This is a genomic window from Bacteroidales bacterium, from assembly GCA_035299085.1.
In the GTDB taxonomy this organism is placed as follows: domain Bacteria; phylum Bacteroidota; class Bacteroidia; order Bacteroidales; family UBA10428; genus UBA5072.
The window spans coordinates 1-18,115 of record DATGXG010000053.1; the positions used below are offsets into that span (position 1 = coordinate 1).

Consider the following 18,115-nt stretch of genomic DNA (forward strand, 5'->3'; position numbering starts at 1 on the left):
ACTATTATTTTTGATTCTTTCAATGATAAAGAAAATGCCCTTGCCTTTTCAACCACGCCAAGTGGTTTAAGGAGTGATTTTACTGTATTGAATGATGCCATTGCAACGAATCCTCGCAACCCACCCACCAATGAAAGCTGGAATACTTTCTGGGATGTGAAGACTACACGGGATGCCAACGGCTGGTACCTTGAAATGCGAATTCCTTCCTCAAGCATGCGATTCAAAGAGAGCAACGGAAGTGTCATAATGGGCCTGATCTGTTCGAGGCGAATCGCACATAAAAATGAAACCGATGTGTTTCCTGCCATACCGGCCGAATGGGGCGAATTCAGCAATTACAGGCCTTCCAAGGCCAGGGAAATTCTATTTGAAGGACTGGAATCCAAAAAGCCCTTCTACATAACTCCCTATGCAATGGCCGGGTACCAGCAGGATTATGTATTGAATGCCCCGGAAACAGACTATGTAAAAAAGGAAAATCCGAAACTGAATGCTGGTCTTGATCTAAAATACGGTCTCACGAACAACCTCACACTAGACGTAACCATTAATACCGACTTTGCACAGGTGGAAGCCGATGACGAGCAGATCAACCTTACCCGGTTTTCCCTATTCTTCCCGGAAAAAAGAACATTTTTCCAGGAACGTTCCAGTATTTTCAACTTCGGATTCGAAGGACGCTCCAACTTGTTCTACAGCCGCCAGATCGGACTGAACAAAGGCGAACAGGTTCCGATCCTTGGAGGAGCAAGGATTACCGGCATGGCTGGTAAATGGGACATCGGTATTCTCGATATGCAGACGCAATCCTTTGATCCGTCAGATACTACTCAAAGCTCATTGCCTTCGGAGAATTTTGGTGTGATGCGTTTACGTCGTCAGGTGATGAATAAAAACAGTTATGTAGGCGGAATTTTCACATCAAGGCTGGGCATGGATGGCACGTATAATTTTTCTTACGGTGTTGACGGCATCCTTAAACTTTTCAAAAATGACTATTTTAACTTCAAACTGGCCCAGGTAATGACTGAAAACGCAAAGAACAACGCTTTATCACTCGATCCGACCAGGCTGTTCTTCAACTGGAAAAGATACAATGACAAAGGACTGGGGTATGATTTCACCTATACAAGGAGTGGAAAATACTTTTTACCGGAAGTGGGATTCCAGCAGCGGAAAGACTATTCGTTTTATGCCGGCAGTTTGCAGTACGGTTGGATACCGGGAGAAAGTTCATTGCTGATGAACCATAAATTTGAACTGAATGAGGAAGTGTATTCCGACAACGTGAGCGGAGCTATACAATCCGCCGAAACCGAACTGGCATACAAATTCAATTTTAAATCGGGATACAATGGCATGGTGGCTGTAAAGAACGGTTTTGAAAATATTGACAGGAATTTCAGGTTGTCAGATGAGACATTCGTACCTACAGGTAAATACAGTTTTTATTACTTCGAAACACACCTTCATTCACCGCAATCCAATACCCTGGTCTTAAACCTCGATGGTGTGGCGGGAGCTTTTTATGATGGCAACCGTTTTACAATCGGCCTGCAACCTGAATGGAGTATCGGTTCATCTGTACAATTAAGTCTGGCCTATGAATATAACCATGTGAATTTTCCCGGACGGGAACAGCAGTTTACAGCCAATATCGGTCGCTTAAAGGCACTTGTAATGTTCAACACCAGGGTTTCGGTCAGTTCATTTATTCAGTATAACAGTGCAGACAATGCCGTTGCCACCAATCTGAAGCTCAGGTACAATCCTAAAGAAGGAAATGATCTTTACATCGTTTTCAATGAGGGACGAAATACCGATCCTGGTCTTGAAAATCCAAGGTTACCTTCAGTAAATAACCGATCGATCCTGTTCAAGTATACGTATACTTTTGCATGGTAATCACACATTCATACTATGCAATTTAATATTAAGAAAAATGGAAAAAACAAATCTTCACCGGATCATGAGAAACCTTCACAGGGATATCGGGTACCTGATATTAGGCTTTGTAGTTATATTTTCACTGAGCGGGATTGTACTGGTATACCGTAATACCGGTTTTATGAAACATAAAGTTACGGTAGAACGCAACCTGAAATCAAATTTAACCAATGAGGAACTGGGCAGGGAGCTTCGAATGCGTGATTTCAAGGTGGAACGGGAAGAAGGCACAAAAATCATCTTTGATAACGGTTCATACGACAGTAAAACAGGCCTCGCAATTTATGAGGCGGAAGAACTGGTTTTTCCTTTTGAACGATTAACTAAACTACATAAAAAGAACGGCAATGACGGGGCGCATTGGTTTACGGCAGCGTTTGGAATACTGCTGTTTTTCATGGCTGTTTCGTCCTTCTGGATGTTTAAAGCCGGCACGAAGAATTTTAAACGAGGGTTAATTTTGGCCGGGATAGGAATTGTGATTGCGATTTTCGTACTATTTATTTAAACAGGGGATTTTCTCCCCTGTTTATTTAAGGAATGTTTACTTAGTTCCTTTCCATACGGCATCCAACAGTCCCTGGACTCCGTTATCTCCAACAAAATGAATAAATTTCATCAGGAGAGGGAATAGCACAATAATAATGGCCAATACTACAAGCAACACAACAATTCCGCCTGCAATGAGGTAAGTCCTCATCCCGGGGTCCTGCAGTTTACTCAGGATGGTATATTTCAGGTCGTTCTGGTGACCATGAAATGATCCGCGCTGGTGATACTCATCATGAGAATATCCGTCATCATGTTGGTGGTCGTGGTCATGATCATGATTATGATTATGGCCATGATTTGGCCGATGATGATATTTATTACGTTTATGATCTTGTTCAAAAAATTCATTGAAATCCATATAATTCCGTTTTAAAAGTTTTCCTCGTTTTCTTTTTCTTTTGAAATATGACTTGTATCCTGAGGTTCAGCATGTATGTACACCTCACAGCGGGGAATCTTTGTGTTTAATTCCTTTTCAATGTTGTCACACAGTTCGTGTACATGTCGAAGACTTGATTCAGGGTCCATATGAATATTGAGCTTTACAAAAGTATCTGCACCGGCTGTCCTGATTTTTAAACTATGAAAGTGCCTGATTTCAGGATACGATTTTAAAACATTCCTGACCGTATTGATTGTGTCCTGTGGTGCTTTGTCAAGTAAAACATCCACTGCTTTTTTACCGAGACGGTAGGAAACAAACAGAACAATTAATGCAACCACAAGGGCGGCCACTGAATCGGCAAAAAAGAATCCGAAATTGGCACAGATTAATCCGAATAATACTACTGCCGAACTCCAGATGTCTGTTGAAAAATGAAGCGCATCAGCTTCAAGTGCCTGGCTGTTGTGCTTTCTGGCCACTTTGTACAGGGCCCTTGAACGGACGATATCAATGATAATGGAAGTTATAACCACCACGTAACTCCATGCATTTACCTCAATATGGGTTTTGCCTGATACGAGCCGGCCCACTGCTTCATATATAATCCAGGCACAGGTTATGAGCAATAAAATGGTTTCAATAAAGGCTGAAAAGTTCTCAATTTTGCCGTGGCCGTAGTTGTGGTCTCTATCGGCTGGTTTATCGGATATACGTACGGAAAAGTAGGTGATGACCGCTGCAACAAGGTCAAGGCCCGAATGAAGCGCTTCCGATAAGATACCAAGGCTTCCCGTGAGCACACCGACAATCAGTTTAAACCCTGTTAATACTACAGCAGCAAGCACCGACACCAATGCCACTCGTTTCTTCTCTTTTATCATAGTTAAGAGTATTATAATACTAACACACGCAGGGGGTTATCTGCGATCCGAATTATAAAAATCCTTCTAATTAAGAGAACTTTGGCGGTTGCCAGATGGTTGAGAAATAGTTATTCCTTAAATCGGAACAACCCGGCAGTTGAAAATCGCTTATAAAAAAATAGTGAGTTGTTTTTTGCTGAAAACCGAAAGTTGTGATGTGGTCTTCCTGGCCATGGGAATGCGAGCTTTCAAAATGGCCGTATGCATGAGGGCAATCGCAGCATGATGCAACAGGCGTTGAATCGGATATAGATAAACCAGTACAATCGGCATATACCATTGTAAGACTGATAATCAGGAATATAAGCGATAGCGCCTTTTTCATGCGACAAATATAGCAAACTTTGGAGTTAATTATTTATCTTCGCGGCGGTGATGAAATTTAACATCTAAGTTCTTCAGATATTTCGGGGTGTAGCGCAGTTGGTTAGCGTACCTGCTTTGGGAGCAGGTGGTCGTGCGTTCGAGTCGCACCACCCCGACTACGCCCGCCGTAGCTTTAGCGAAGATGGGCTTCCTCCGCCTTCCGCTGAAGCTACGACGGACAAAGCCCGACAAAGCAATTATCTCGCGGGCTTCTGTCGGGCAAAGCCCGATTCGCCTGCCGAAGCTTTAATGTAGGTTATTAGAAATACATCTTACTTGTAATTTACAAAAATTCTTTCTTATGTGGTTTGTACGCCATAAATCAGCTTCAGTCCCGGCCACCCAGGCAAGATTGCCGCTCACTCTTATTTCCTATATCGCATTTAATGATAAATACAGAGCCTTCGAATTTGAAAAGTATCTAAAAAGCGGATCAGGGAGAGCTTTTTTGCATAAGCATTTATTGTAGCCTATTCCGGCTTCGAGAGTCGGGATGGTCGTAGTTGGGTCGCACCACCTAATGCTAAACTATTTTAGCCGTTTGAAATAATTTTCCAGGTTTCCCTTTGAAATCAAATCATTGATAAGACCCGTGTCAACACCATATGCTCCGTATTGACTATAAAAACCACGATCATTGTCTTTATAATAAAACTCAGTATATGGGTTTACATCAATAATAAATTTATATAGTGAATCATTATTCCAATTTGAATTTTGATTGTATTCATCAAAGGTTAAGGAAAGATACCCGGTATTTAGACCTAATGTCCCATTTAAGTAAAAACTATCTTTTAAAATTATTGGCCAAATTCCGGATAATTCTCCTGGCCTACCAATAATTGAACTTTTATCAATGGAAAGTAATACCGGAACATTTTTCGAATAGTCCGCCCTGGTCTTAAAAATGGTTAAAGATGTTCCCTCATCGTCTTGACAAGTCATACTGACCAGAAGGACCAAAAATATCATAAGTACTAAAGTTTTCATTTACTGATTACAATTTTTTAAATGATTGCCCTCAATCTGTGCATTACCAACTATTAATACATGTTTGAAATTTTTGCATTCTTATAATTCTTTAGAATCGGAGCATCTTTGATCATCCGATAACAATCCTCAGGCTTGGTGGCAAATCGCTCGTATTTAAATCTTTGAGAGATATTTCATAATTAATATGTTGTGGTCAGAAACTTTACAACCCATATATTATTCTCCTTGCATAAAATATTAATCGTTCCATAATCATAAGTTGAATCATGAATAAAAGCAACCCTTTTTTTAGAATTTGTAAAAATCGGGAAGGACAACCCATGTATGTCAGTACTGTGTACTCTTTTTATATTTTTATATAATGATACCTGAGGTATAAGGCTGTCTTTTACCCATTTATAATCAGCGTACTGCTTCATTTGCGAGATCATGTACAAGGTATCAATTTCATTAAAAATTGAATCTATAAGTTTTTCTTCTTTTAATGTAAATAAAATAGTTGGTCCGAAGTCACTTCTTTTAAATCCCAAAGAATTTCTTTCCAATATAAATGAGTTACTTGTACAATAATATAAGTTGATTGGCAGTCCGATTCTTGAATTATATTTCAGATAATCATTCACCACTTTATATTCTATATGTTGAGCATTAGACAGAAGGGAAAGCATTAAACCGAAATATATAATCAAATATTTCATAATTACCTGATTGTGCCCAAATAACAAACTATTATTTAATGTATTATCAGCTTTTATTGTCGATTTTTATTAAAGTACTAAATTAAATTGTCAAGGATAATCAATTGTCCAGTTGGTTTGCCTTAAATCATCTAAGCTTAAATCTTTGCGTTTAATTATTTTGTATCCGCGTTTAATTTCATTCCAGGTATTTGCATCTATTGTATCGGCATCAAAAAAATATATACTCAAGGTATCGTATTCCATTCTTAGAATTATTGATTCCCATTCAATTGAACTGCGTAAATTATTGTAATCATGTGGTTCAATATTTAATAAAGAAGGTTCTTTTGAGGGCAGTAAAGTATCAGGATAATCTGGAATTCCATATCTTCCACATCCAGCAGATACATATATTCTTTTATGGGTATTATTGTTGATTTTAATGGCATACCATTTTTCCATCAGATCATCCAGGCAGCTTAACATTAGTAACACATTCATTACCATAAAGGTAATCAAATTTCTCCAACGGAAATTTCGTTTGATCCGATCCCTGTGATAGCAATTATTAGAAATCATTTTTAAACATATTTGAACCATCGTAAAATCTTAATTCGTTTCGAATAACAGTATGATTGCATATTACAAGGTAAAGAAATTTACAGTCCCACATAACAGGAGGTCCCGTAGTAGTTCCATCTTCAATATAATATTTATAATCGTCTTCATTCATAGATTTTAGAGCAGAATCTATACTAACATCGCTTTCAAATGAAAATATTTTGTCTTCAGAAAATACATTATGATTGAGAATCCGGTAAACATATTTGCTATTAATTATAGAATATATATCATGACTTTCATTGCAGTTAATAAGAAAAGAAACGGTATCCCTACTTCTATAGACTTTAATATATACCGCATAGTTAACATCATCTGAAGGTCCTGAATCTAAATAATCATAGTATTTATTAATACCCTGGAATAAAATTGAATCCTGAAAGTTTTGATATACCTGTTGATGGTGAATTCTAAAATTATCGCGATGACAGGCGCTCACTGCCAGTGTCAGCATCAATACAATTATACCATATTTCATAGTCTATCTTGTGTTTGGTCAATGCTGTTAACGGTTGTTTACTTATTATTAAAATCTTGTTCGTTAATATTCAATGTATAAATATTTGTTCCTGTTTTGATTAATCCAAAATAAGCTATGTCATTATCATATACCCAATTTTGCCTGATGGTAATGTCCTTTAGTAATTCGATAGAATCCCGGTTAACAACATAAATTGTATCAAAAACATTCAGAAAATCCACACCCTCATCATGCGGATGGCTTCCCCACATATCAAATTTAACAATCAGACTTTTTGTATTAGGTTTGATTGATACGATACTATCATGCTCCATTCTTTCATATTCCAATCCGGGCGCTGAAAATCCTATTTGAAATTCCCGATTGGAATCGTTCTTAACATAATATTCATACTGAATTGCCGGATCACAACTAAGGATTGAAAATGCAATTAAAACTATTGAAAGTGACTTGTTTTTATATTGATATGCTCTCATATGAAATTTTACAAACAATTTTCGCAGTTCAGATCAAAGGCTGATAATATCAAAGTGAATGCATAGACACCTACATTTAGCATCACCTTTAAAAAGAAGATGCTTAATTCATTAGATTAGTTGCGTTGTGATAATTTAATCTTCATATCTATAAGTATAGATTAATCTTTCACAGATGGGATAACCAGCGTATATCACATCTCCGTAATAATAATGTACAACTTTCTTTTTAACCAGATTCCTATTTGAATCATAATTGTATCTTATATCATAATCGGATTTTATTTCCCTTGTCATCAGTCCATTATTATAGAATGTCGTGTCTTTATCAACTGAATAAACTTCTTTGCCTTTGTATAACTTATCGGTTTTATCTCGTGAGAACACATAGTTGAAGGTTTTCTTAATTTTAAAATCCGGATAATATTCAAAAGAACTTGATAAATAACTATCTGTACTATCATTTCCTAAGCAATAGATTTTACTAAGAGAATCATTTTCATAATAATAATCCCTAATATTAGAATAAACTTTTTCAGACATTCTAACGATATTTTTATACCTGATGAGTCTGTTCTTTGAATCATAATCATAATAACCAATTTGTATTAAATTGTCTGTAATAGTAGAGTCCTTTATTTGCAAACCTTTTGAATTAAAATATCTATAACTTAAAATAAGTCCGGATCCATCTGAATGCATATAAACTGTTTTAACAGATCTGTTTAAAGAATCATAGAAATGCCTCCTGATATCAGATATCAAATCATCCTCATAAGTGACCAATTCTAAAGACCTACCCATGGAATCGAATTTTTCAATACTATATAATCCTGGCAATCCATTATCTTTTTGCAAATAAATAGTGGTTGTTTTGTAGTGAATTTGGCATACTCCAGGCGATTTCTCCTTACAACCAAGGAATGCCAGAGAAATGACTAATAATATGTAATATAGCGTTTTCATAAATTAACACCGCACTCACCGGTATACACTGTCGCCGTTTCAGGGCGCCTGGTGCCTTGCCCGCCGTAACGAAGTGAAGGAGGGCTTGCCGCCTAATTCCTCTCATTAAAGCATAATTCTTAATCCTGCTGAAAGATCAACCCTCAATAAGCTTTCGTAATTTCCTTCTTCCAGTTTTATTGTCTCGATGTAATTGCCATTATCCACTTTAAATTTCTGTATTGAACCTACAAATGCTGAGAGTTGGATTCCTATATCCACATTTTTCGATACTCCAAAATCATAGCCAATATCATAACCAATTCCCATAGTACTTCCTTTAATCTTTAGATACTGGTATGCAACAGCGTTATTTAAATAACCCATATAACCAATTGCAGCATTCATGATCATACAGCTTCTTTTTCGTGCATCGAAGAGTCGGGAACCTAGTGTAACACCAATAAAATTTATCGATATATCATCCTTTATGGCAATATTCATTTCATTTTTACTCCGATAGTTGTAATATTTAAATCCTATGCCCATTGTTTCGGACCAATAGTAAGTAGCGTCCACCCCATAATGATAACCTGATTTTAATTCATTTAAATAGGGGGTAAATTCGGCCGGCAAATCTTCAGGATTTCTTGCAATCCTGTAGCTCCATCCCCCGTTGACAGCAAGTCTGAAATGTGTATAACCATTTTGCCGAATAATTTTATCGATTTCAGAGGTTGCATAATATTTATCCTGATAATATTTCACCCGGTTAAAAGGCAATATGGTATTTCGTACCTGCCCTTTATGAACCAATGCGAAACAGATAAAACCCGGCTTTAAACCGGTTATTTTACAATTAAGCGAATCACCCTCTGTTGTAACAATGAGGTCTTGCGCATTGCCGTAAATTGCAAGGATGAAACCCAGAATTAAGATTAAACTTAACTTTTTCATAATTTTATAGTACTGCTTTTCTGTTAGAGTTTATACGCGCAGCAAATACCATTAGTTCCGGTTAATCCTAATAACTACCTTACCCTATTTTGAATCCGACACCTAATCCAACATTTAATGCCTGAATATGAAAATTTTTTATACCCTTAAAGCTTTGGTTAGAGTACATATACCCACATTGCCCAATTAAAAACCAATGCTTACTTAACTGATAACGCATCAAAGAACGCAAATCTATTCCAAATCCCTTACCATACATAGAATTATCGTTTGTCCCGCTTAATCTGTATAATGAACTGACATAACCAAATTGACACTTTAAATCGGCAGTAAACCTGTTAGAAATTCTAAATGAGTACATAGGGCCAAGTGTAATATTAGAGAAATCCAATCTTGAATTTTCAACATCCCTGTTTACTATATATCCCTCGGATATATACGTTGCAGAGAGACCAAAACGGCTATTTTTAAAAATGAATCCAAAATCCAACAACATATCACTAATTCCATATGAAAAATTACCAAATTCTGCGTTCTTATTATTATCAGAATTATCGGCAAAATTTCCAACTGGAATTGACGGGCACAATGTCAATCCGAAAAAAAATTGCGGTTTCTGCTCTTGAGCGTTTGTAGCTTGATATATTCCTAATATAAAAAACAATATCAAAACAATCTTTATATTGAATTTCATAAACACAGTTATTAAACTTTGTCAAATATAGATTACGTGTTTCGATTATATTTAGTTAACCATGTATTTTATCCAATTTCGTGCTTAAGATGACTTACTTTGCCCAGTACATTGAACGCAATTTTTTTGTACATTCACTTAACTGAAAAAATCACGGATTATGTTCTCAACGAGTCATTTGCATCCCATGCTGGTGCACTTTCCGATTGCCCTTGTTGCAATTGGATTCCTTGCAGAAGTTGTTTCTATCTTTGTAAAAAAAGAAGCTGCCCTTTCTAAAATCAGTTTCTACCTGTTATTAACCGGAACTTTTTTTGCATGCTGTACATGGTTATCAGGCATTTTATTCACATCTGAAATGTCAGGCACCGCAGGTGAGGTTAAACAAACCCATCAATTATTTGCAGGTTTGTCGATGGCACTTTTACTTTTAACCAGCGGTTTACGTTTGCTCCAGGTTCGTTACGCCGATAACCTCATTTTAGCGCGGTTCTCATTATTTACCTATACCCTGGCTTCAATTGGTATAGCCATTACCGGGTTTTACGGAGGAACACTTGTGTATAATTATATGATGCCATTATAGTATTAACTTAAACAAAAACCAGCTATGAAAAAAGTGTTGATTTATGCATTTATCGGTCTTATTGCATTTCAGGGTTGCAAGCAGGCAAAACCGGCAAAAACAATTGAAGATCTGAAAGCCGGCATAAAGGGAGAAACAACAGCGAGTGCAAAGTATGCGGCTTTTGCACAAAAAGCCATGGAAGAAGGCTTGGATACGATTGCCAAACTTTTTGAAGCCGCTTCAAAATCGGAATCCATTCATGCATCAAATCACACGAAAGCCTTAGAGGCTCTGGGAGAAAAGATGGAAGCTTTTACTCCGGAGTTTGAATTAAAAACAACTGCAGAAAACCTCCAGGCCGCCATTGACGGTGAATCGTATGAGGTTTCAACGATGTATCCGAAGTTCCTTGAAGATGCCAAATTGGAAAAGGTTGAAAAAGCAGACAAATCCTTTACCTGGGCTGTAGATACCGAAAAGAAGCACCAGGAATTTTATAAACAAGCCCTGGCTGCACTCAATGCCAATTCTGAAAAAACTCTTTCAGTTGAGTATGTTGTATGTCCCGTTTGCGGCAACACCTATCCCAAAGCAACGGCCGATGCCAAATGCGCTTTCTGCCAGACTTCACAGGATAAATTTCTGAATATATAACTCAAGTTGCTAGTTACATATAGTTTTATTAAAAATATTTCTAAGGTCTAAAACCGAAGATCTGTCGAAGCCTGTTAGCCACGGAGTGGCGATATCTTTGTAGTAATTTCTATGTTTAGGAACCCTGGAGCCACGCTAGTGGCGGAATCTTAAGATGTCGCCACTAGCGTGGCTCTGTTTGATGGAAACACTAGTACTACAAAGATATCGCCACTAACGTGGCTATTGCTTAAACCTTCGGTTTAAGCCTCTTGAAACCAGAATTAAATAACTGGCAACTTGAGTTATATTTGTCTATCCGATAATAATGTGAAAGGGGGGCTTCTGACCCCCCTTTATTATTTTTGATAATTTAAATCTTCACCATTCGCTTCAGGCTGGTAGAGCACTTTATCAATGATTACGGTCTGTGTTCCGCCCGGCGCCTTAAAAGATACAGCTTCACCTTTTCTGTAACCCAGTAAAGCACAACCAAGAGGAGATAAAACAGATATAGCGCCTTCTTTTAAATTTGCATCATTGGGATACGATAACCGGATAGTCCTGGCAATTCCCGATTCTGAAAACACAACCTTGATAACCGAATTCATGGTGATATAATCCGGCTTGATTTTCTTCGGTTCTACCAGTTTAGCCCTCTTTATTTCCATATTCAGACGATTCAGATCGAACAGATTTGAATTTTTGTTATCCAGTAAATTCAGGATCATCGAGTTTAACCTTGAGTAATCCAGTTTTGAAATGACTATTTGATTTTTCATGACTTTAAAAATTAATGTGATATGTTATTAAATGAATAAAAGAATACCCTGTCTTCATGGCACATGAAAACAAAGATTCAAGGAGTTACAAGGGGAAAAATGGGAAGTACTAGATGCGTAGGACGCAGTTCCTGAGCAGAACTGAAACCGTGTTTAGCTGTGAACGATACGGAATATTTTGTTGCTTAAGATCAATTAAAATCCGTGTTATATAAGGATGTTTTACTACACTCTTTTCGAGATGCTGCTTTTTTACTAAAAAATGGAATCCAACGAGTTTAGCGGTCTGAACGCTTTTTTCGCTGTTAATTTTTTCATTTAAACCAACTTCATGGAAATATGGACTTCCCAGTGAAAACACCAGAAATAAAAGTGTTAACACCGATGAAAGAAAAACTCTATTTTTCCTGATCCATTTCATCAAAGCCGGTTTCTTACAAAATTAATGAATTAAAAGGTAATTTACACGAAAGAGGACTAAACTGAACCGAAATACAAAGCCCGCTATCACAAGATTGCGGGCCTCTTTTTATTTTCCTTTTGGAAATTGAAATTATTCCGCCTTACGGGATCCCAACTTTTTATCCAGGTAAAACACACCACCGCTTTTTTCGCCGGTTATTTTAAGAACATCGATAATCTCAAGGGCATTGCTCTCTTCTTCAACCTGCTCATCGATGAACCATTGCAGCATAGTGGATGTGGCATAATCCTTCTCAGCCATGGCCACTTCATAGCATCCATGAATCAATGCCGTAACCTTGCATTCATGCTCATAGGTGTCTTCCATAATATTTAATAAACTATCCCAGGAAGTTTCGACAGCTGCAATAGGTTGCAGTTTCACTTCCCCTGCCCTTTCAAGGATAAAATTGTAAATTTTGAGCGCATGTGTTGTCTCTTCATGGAACTGAACCCGCATCCAATTGGCAAAGCCTTTAAATCCCTTGTTTTCGCACCAGGCTGCCATGGAAAGATAGAGATAAGCTGACCAGAATTCGGCATTCACCTGCTTGTTCAACACTTCTTCAACCTTTTTATTGATTTTCATGATATTTGAATTTAATTGGTTATTTATTTCGTTTTGTCACGCCTTACTACAATTTGCAGTACAAAATCTTCGATCCTGAAATGGGAAAAATTTTTACCGGATAAATACTTTTCCAAAAGCGTGTTCAGTTCCTCATCCACAAAGTCTTCAATCTTATCGGAATCGGCATAATAGATGTGATGATGCTTTTCAACAATGGCATCGTATCGTTTAATATCCCTGTCGGTTTTTACCGTTTTCATCAGCCTGTTTTCAACAAGCGTGTCCAGTACCTTGTAGACGGTAGCCGGTGATATATTGGGATTCTTTTTATGTATGCTTGATAATATCTGTTCGGCAGTGGGATGATTTTTCATCCCGATAACGGCTTCAAGGATTGCCATCCGTTGTGGAGTAACCTTCAGGCCTTTTTCAATTAGCATATTTCGGATGTGTTCAGTTTTCATTAATAATAATTTTTAAATGAGAATTATTATCATTTAATAATTGGTAAAATTAATGCAATATTATATAAAAAGCAAGGATCTGGTTTCAGGTTTTATCAATTACATTTCTTACGCCCTTTCAGGGCTGAAATTAAAACAACCGATCATACACAGGGTTCCACCCTGTGCTGGGTTATGTTGCCCTTTCAGGGCTATTCGTAAAATACAAGTCACTGTTTGTGAGCAATGAATCTACGGTGAAAACTTTTATGGCTTTTGGGCAAGTAAATGAATCAACGGTGAAAACTTTTTATGGCTTCTGTGCAAGTAAATGAATCACCCGCAAAATCTTTCCATGGCTTTTGGGCAAGTTAATGAAGCACCCGCAAAAACTTTCATGGCTTCTGGGCAAGTAAATGAATCACCCGCAAAACTTTCATGGCTTCTGGGCAAGTAATGAAGCCCCCGCAAAAACTTTCATGGCTTTTGGGCATGTTAATGAAGCACCCGCAAAAACTTTCATGGCTTTTGGGCAAGTTAATGAAGCACCCGCAAAAACTTTCATGGTTTTTTGTGCATTGTAACGAATCACCCTGAAAGGGTGTAAGATACCAGCACAGGGTGCAACCCTGTGTTTACGCGTGTTATCGACAATCAGCCCTGAAAGGGCGAAAGAAATGCAATTAATTTGACAAACTAGGCTTCTACCAGCCTCGTTTTTTCAAGTGTAAAGTAAAACGTGGTACCCTTCCCTTTCCCTTCCGAGGTGAACCAGATGGATCCGTTGTGGACTTCCACAATTCGCTTTATCAGGGCCAGACCAATACCGGTACCCTCGGTACTGCTATCGAATTTTTCAAATAATCCGAAAACCTTATGGTGATATTGCGGATCAATGCCCGAACCATTGTCACGCACAAATAAAACAACCCGGTGTTTGTTATCATCCACGTATGACCCGATCTCTATCAATGGATCCGGCTGATCACCCATGAATTTCACTGCATTGTCAAGCAGGTTCTGATACAGTTGAATCAGTCGCTGGCCATAACCATACATTACAACCGGCGGACCGGTTATCCTTGTTTTCACATTTCGCTGGCTAATCCTTCCGGCTACAAGGTCGATGGCTGCCTGTGCAATGGTTTCAAGCGTGACTTCGCTTTTTAATTGTTCCTTCCTTCCGATTCTCGACAGTTCAAGCAATTCATCCAGCAACCTGCCCATTTTGTCAGCCGCATTGGAAATATACCCGAAGTCCTTTCCCTGTGCGACTTTATCCCCGCTTTCAATATCCTCTTCAAGGTATGAAGTAAAAGCCTTAATGGTTACAAGCGGGCTTTTGAGGTCGTGTGAAACGGTATAAATGAACCTTGTGAGTTCTTCATTTTTTTGCTTCAGTTCCAGTTCTGCATGTTTTTGTTCGGTGATATCCTGAACAGCCCCGATAATCTGATTAGGCATACCCACATCATCGTACCTGATTTCAGCATGTTCTACCACTATTCTTTCAATGCCATCCGCTCTTTTTATGCGGTGTTCAATATTATATGCCTTCCTGGAATTGATTGAGTCAGATATAGCTTCTGAAACCTTTTGCCTGTCATCGGGATGCACATGTGAAAAAAACAGGTCGTTAGTGACTTCCACGGCGCCCGGTTCATATCCGAATATCCGGTAAACCTGGTCGGACCATATTAGCGGATTTTTATCGGGATCTTCTGACTGGCTCAGTTCTATTACCCACGCTCCCAGGTTGGCCATGGTTTCAGCCTGTTTAAGAATGGTTTCACTTCTGATTAGGGCTTGCTCCGACTGTTTGCGCTCGCTAACGTCTGCTATGGTTCCGATAGTCTGCCTGAGCTTTCCCTTTTCATCACGAATTGCAGAGACGGTAATATCTACCCATACTCTTGAGCCGTCTTTTCTCAAATATTGCTTTTCATAATTGATCCAGTCGATTTCTCCAGAGTAAATTTTATCATTTATACTTTTACTTACAGGCCGGTCCTCAGGAACCGTAATTTCTGACACATGTTTACCCGGCAATTCTTCGCGGCTGTATCCAAGAATTTCACAGGCACGGGCGTTGGCATTCAACAGGAATCCGTTCTCATCACCCTCAACAATTCCAATGGCCGCATTGGTAAACATGGCCTGCAAACGCTCAAGTGCAGCCAGCCTTTCGAGTTCGGCATTAATCCTGTCAGTGATATTCAGTGTAACCAGTCCGACACCCCTTTTGCCCCCCGGAAGCGGAACCGGAAAACGGAATCCCTGCCAGTGAGACATTGTGGCGTTCTCACTTCGCAAGGGCAGCATGGCATTGTATTCGTTTACAGCCAGCTTGTTTGTTTTCAATACTTCCCGGTTACGTTCCTGTGTTGCTTTTGCCAGGTCAGCCGGAAGTACATCGAAAATAGTTTTTCCGATGGCATCGTGCAAAGGCAGACCATATTGTTCGGCTGCAAGCCTGTTCAACCTTACATACCGGTTATCATCCGTATAAATGATCATTCCCATAGGGGTGTTACTGAAGAAGGTATCCAGGATCATTTCACTTTCCCGTAATCTTTTCTGCGAACGTTTGTCGATGTTTATAACCCTCCGTGCCGCAATCCATAAAAGAACAGTAAAACAGAATGTATAGGTAACCGATATCAGTACCACTTCGGTGTCCATACTGAATAGCCCTGCTTTTTCGGCATTAATCCGGAGCCACCCGATGATGAGTGGCACAATCATAATACCCGGAATTAATCTGCGGGCCATATGACCTCCGGCAAAATCATCGACAAATACTTTCATCAGCCAGGTTTTCGGGTAGAAAAGCAATATGGAAACGCCCACCAGGCAGAAATTAATACCAGAATATAAGGCAACTGAAGTATGCTCTATGGCATAAACGGAAGTAAAACCAAGAAAATAACTGACAATGATAAAATAGCCGGTTATGATAACAGGGATAATGAGAACATGAGAAATACCAAAATTTCCTGAACTTAACGTTATCAAAACTAACCCCGTTATTACAAAAAGAATTGCCGTAATGAACGCCATCCTGTGATCAGGATTCAGGAACATGTTTAACACAGGTAAACGGTTAAATGCAGGTTCACTGCCGGTACGCAATATGACCAGGTAGCTAACAGCAGTAAAAAATCCGATTAATAAGATGAACACACCCACAAACCGGGGAACTGCAATTTTCAGATCCGGGAATTTTTGACTGCGAAGTATTAATAAGGCCAAGCCGGTGAAAATAAAACATACCGAAGTAACCACTTTCATAGTAGCCCAGTTTGGAAGGCTGGTTCCAACGAAGGGTATATTGCCCGTGGAGCCGATAATACTCGCAACACTCACTACAATTATAATGACTACAAGGAGCAGTCCTGTGCTTTCCCTCTTCCTGCGTTGTCTGGTTGCGGCTTCCGGTTGAATCCTACCGGTTTCAGGTTCCTGTTTTTGCATAGTTCAATCGAATAACCTCTGAAGATGCAGAAGCAGGAAATAACCTGCAGCTTAACAGGGATTTCTCTAACAGAATAACAGGTAGTATTGTTCAATTTTTGAAAGCATCCAGCGCCACAGTCGGTTTACCGCTGTTGTCGAAGGCCCCGAGTGTATAATCTTTCCATCCGTTATAGGCTTCGGGTTCCCAGTAAAATACACCCAGGCATTTAACAATTGTCTTCGACTGTGTGATCAGGTCGGTGAGCCATAACTTTGCAGAAGCTGCTTCATCCCAAGGCATTCCGACCTCACAAACCATCACCTCCTTGTTATACCGGAGGATCATGTCGTTCATGTTATTAATGATATTCGTGTTATACTCCTGCCATTTATTTACCTCAGGGTAAAGCGACATCCCAATCACATCCCACTTACCGCCGTTGTTTTTAAGTCCGTCAAACAGCCACCTGAACAGGCTGTTATCCCATCCATTCTGGACGTGGACGATTACTTTGGCATCGGGGAAAACACTTTTTACCGCATCATAACCGGCATTGTTGAGGGTTGCATATTGCGCCATGTTAACAGAGGCTTTGCCGTCTTCCCAAAGCATTCCGTTACCGGTTTCATTTCCCACCTGGACCCATTCGGGCTTGATATTCCAGTTCTTAAGCGCGTTAAGCACATCGGTTGTATGATCGGATACGGCAGTGCAAAGGTCATCAAATGACAGCGACGCCCATGCTGCCGGTTTAGTCTGTTTCCCCGGATCCGCCCAGCTGTCACTGTAATGAAAATCGAGCATGATCCGCATGCCCAGATCATTAGCACGCTTTGCCTTTACAAGAACATCAGTTTTATTGTTCCAGCCATCGGCAGGGTTAACCCAAACCCTCAGCCTGATGGAATTCATGCCGAGGTTTTTCAGCAGGAGCATGCAATCGGTATTGGTTCCGTTTGCATCATAAAACAGGATGTTGTTATCCTCCATTTCGGTAAGCCAGCTAACATCAGCGCCTTTGGCAAAGGAATCGGCCGGGTTTTCATCCGGATCTTTCCGGTCGTTTTCCTTATGACAGGCACAAGCGAATACGCCCATTATGCCAAGAAGAAGTGATAAAAGAAATATCTTTTTCATAACAATCAAAATTATAAAAAAAAGGGGCAGAAAACTGCC

The 18,115-nt window shown here is 39.1% G+C and carries 20 protein-coding genes and 1 tRNA gene; 5 read left to right on the forward strand and 16 right to left on the reverse strand.

Translation table 11 applies throughout. From position 1 onward, the window contains the following. Positions 1 to 1,908: DUF5916 domain-containing protein (locus VK179_18075; GenBank protein HLO60664.1), on the forward strand; the 1,908-nt coding region annotated here is incomplete at its 5' end. Positions 1,909 to 1,945: 37 nt separating this feature from the next. Then, entirely contained in the window at positions 1,946 to 2,458 is a 513-nt protein-coding gene (locus VK179_18080) for a hypothetical protein (protein ID HLO60665.1), read from the forward strand. 36 nt (positions 2,459 to 2,494) lie between these two features. On the opposite strand, the gene VK179_18085 is transcribed toward VK179_18080, so the two are convergent. From VK179_18085 to VK179_18095, 3 genes are all read right to left on the reverse strand, one after another. Further along, on the reverse strand, positions 2,495 to 2,860 hold the full coding sequence (locus tag VK179_18085; GenBank protein ID HLO60666.1) for a hypothetical protein: 366 nt from the start codon (positions 2,858 to 2,860) through the stop codon (positions 2,495 to 2,497). A gap of 11 nt (positions 2,861 to 2,871) precedes the next feature. Next, positions 2,872 to 3,768: a cation diffusion facilitator family transporter gene (locus VK179_18090; GenBank protein ID HLO60667.1), complete on the reverse strand. Its 897-nt coding sequence runs from the start codon at positions 3,766 to 3,768 to the stop codon at positions 2,872 to 2,874. A gap of 70 nt (positions 3,769 to 3,838) precedes the next feature. After that, entirely contained in the window at positions 3,839 to 4,135 is a 297-nt protein-coding gene (locus VK179_18095) for a hypothetical protein (protein HLO60668.1), read from the reverse strand. A gap of 83 nt (positions 4,136 to 4,218) precedes the next feature. Here VK179_18095 and VK179_18100 point away from each other — a divergent pair. Beyond that, positions 4,219 to 4,292 (forward strand) — tRNA-Pro (locus tag VK179_18100). A gap of 412 nt (positions 4,293 to 4,704) precedes the next feature. Here VK179_18100 and VK179_18105 read toward each other — a convergent pair. The 8 genes from VK179_18105 to VK179_18140 form a co-directional block, all read right to left on the reverse strand. After that, on the reverse strand, positions 4,705 to 5,166 hold the full coding sequence (locus VK179_18105) for a hypothetical protein (GenBank protein ID HLO60669.1): 462 nt from the start codon (positions 5,164 to 5,166) through the stop codon (positions 4,705 to 4,707). 182 nt (positions 5,167 to 5,348) lie between these two features. Further along, entirely contained in the window at positions 5,349 to 5,867 is a 519-nt protein-coding gene (locus tag VK179_18110; protein HLO60670.1) for a hypothetical protein, read from the reverse strand. A gap of 90 nt (positions 5,868 to 5,957) precedes the next feature. Continuing rightward, entirely contained in the window at positions 5,958 to 6,311 is a 354-nt protein-coding gene (locus VK179_18115; protein ID HLO60671.1) for a hypothetical protein, read from the reverse strand. Positions 6,312 to 6,417: 106 nt separating this feature from the next. After that, a complete protein-coding gene (locus VK179_18120) occupies positions 6,418 to 6,948 on the reverse strand; it encodes a hypothetical protein (protein ID HLO60672.1) in 531 nt (176 codons plus the stop codon). A 38-nt stretch (positions 6,949 to 6,986) separates the two neighbouring features. Beyond that, on the reverse strand, positions 6,987 to 7,427 hold the full coding sequence (locus VK179_18125) for a hypothetical protein (GenBank protein HLO60673.1): 441 nt from the start codon (positions 7,425 to 7,427) through the stop codon (positions 6,987 to 6,989). A gap of 135 nt (positions 7,428 to 7,562) precedes the next feature. Next, positions 7,563 to 8,393, reverse strand: a complete 831-nt coding sequence (locus tag VK179_18130; protein ID HLO60674.1) for a hypothetical protein — start codon at positions 8,391 to 8,393, stop codon at positions 7,563 to 7,565. 105 nt (positions 8,394 to 8,498) lie between these two features. Next, positions 8,499 to 9,329 (reverse strand): hypothetical protein, encoded by an 831-nt coding sequence (locus tag VK179_18135; protein HLO60675.1) that lies wholly within the window; start codon positions 9,327 to 9,329, stop codon positions 8,499 to 8,501. Positions 9,330 to 9,408: 79 nt separating this feature from the next. Beyond that, the gene (locus VK179_18140) at positions 9,409 to 10,023 is read right to left on the reverse strand and encodes a hypothetical protein (GenBank protein HLO60676.1); all 615 of its coding nucleotides are present in this window, start codon (positions 10,021 to 10,023) and stop codon (positions 9,409 to 9,411) included. Between the two features lie 160 nt (positions 10,024 to 10,183). Between VK179_18140 and VK179_18145 the strand changes: the two genes are divergently transcribed. Together VK179_18145 and VK179_18150 are read left to right on the forward strand one after the other, a co-directional pair. Next, entirely contained in the window at positions 10,184 to 10,609 is a 426-nt protein-coding gene (locus tag VK179_18145; protein HLO60677.1) for a DUF2231 domain-containing protein, read from the forward strand. Between the two features lie 24 nt (positions 10,610 to 10,633). Next, positions 10,634 to 11,245: a ferritin family protein gene (locus VK179_18150; protein ID HLO60678.1), complete on the forward strand. Its 612-nt coding sequence runs from the start codon at positions 10,634 to 10,636 to the stop codon at positions 11,243 to 11,245. 338 nt (positions 11,246 to 11,583) lie between these two features. Here VK179_18150 and VK179_18155 read toward each other — a convergent pair whose 3' ends face one another. The 5 genes from VK179_18155 to VK179_18175 all read right to left on the reverse strand — a co-directional run bounded on the left by VK179_18155 (position 11,584) and on the right by VK179_18175 (position 18,076). Then, complete coding sequence (locus VK179_18155) at positions 11,584 to 12,006, reverse strand: GreA/GreB family elongation factor (GenBank protein ID HLO60679.1); 423 nt, start codon at positions 12,004 to 12,006, stop codon at positions 11,584 to 11,586. Between the two features lie 553 nt (positions 12,007 to 12,559). Then, positions 12,560 to 13,057 carry a ferritin gene (locus tag VK179_18160; protein HLO60680.1) on the reverse strand — a complete coding sequence of 166 codons (498 nt, stop codon included), beginning with the start codon at positions 13,055 to 13,057 and terminating at the stop codon, positions 12,560 to 12,562. Between the two features lie 23 nt (positions 13,058 to 13,080). Then, positions 13,081 to 13,503, reverse strand: a complete 423-nt coding sequence (locus VK179_18165) for a Fur family transcriptional regulator (protein HLO60681.1) — start codon at positions 13,501 to 13,503, stop codon at positions 13,081 to 13,083. Between the two features lie 675 nt (positions 13,504 to 14,178). Then, the gene (locus tag VK179_18170) at positions 14,179 to 16,956 is read right to left on the reverse strand and encodes a PAS domain S-box protein (protein HLO60682.1); all 2,778 of its coding nucleotides are present in this window, start codon (positions 16,954 to 16,956) and stop codon (positions 14,179 to 14,181) included. 91 nt (positions 16,957 to 17,047) lie between these two features. After that, a complete protein-coding gene (locus VK179_18175; protein HLO60683.1) occupies positions 17,048 to 18,076 on the reverse strand; it encodes a glycosyl hydrolase 53 family protein in 1,029 nt (342 codons plus the stop codon). Positions 18,077 to 18,115 lie beyond the last annotated feature (39 nt).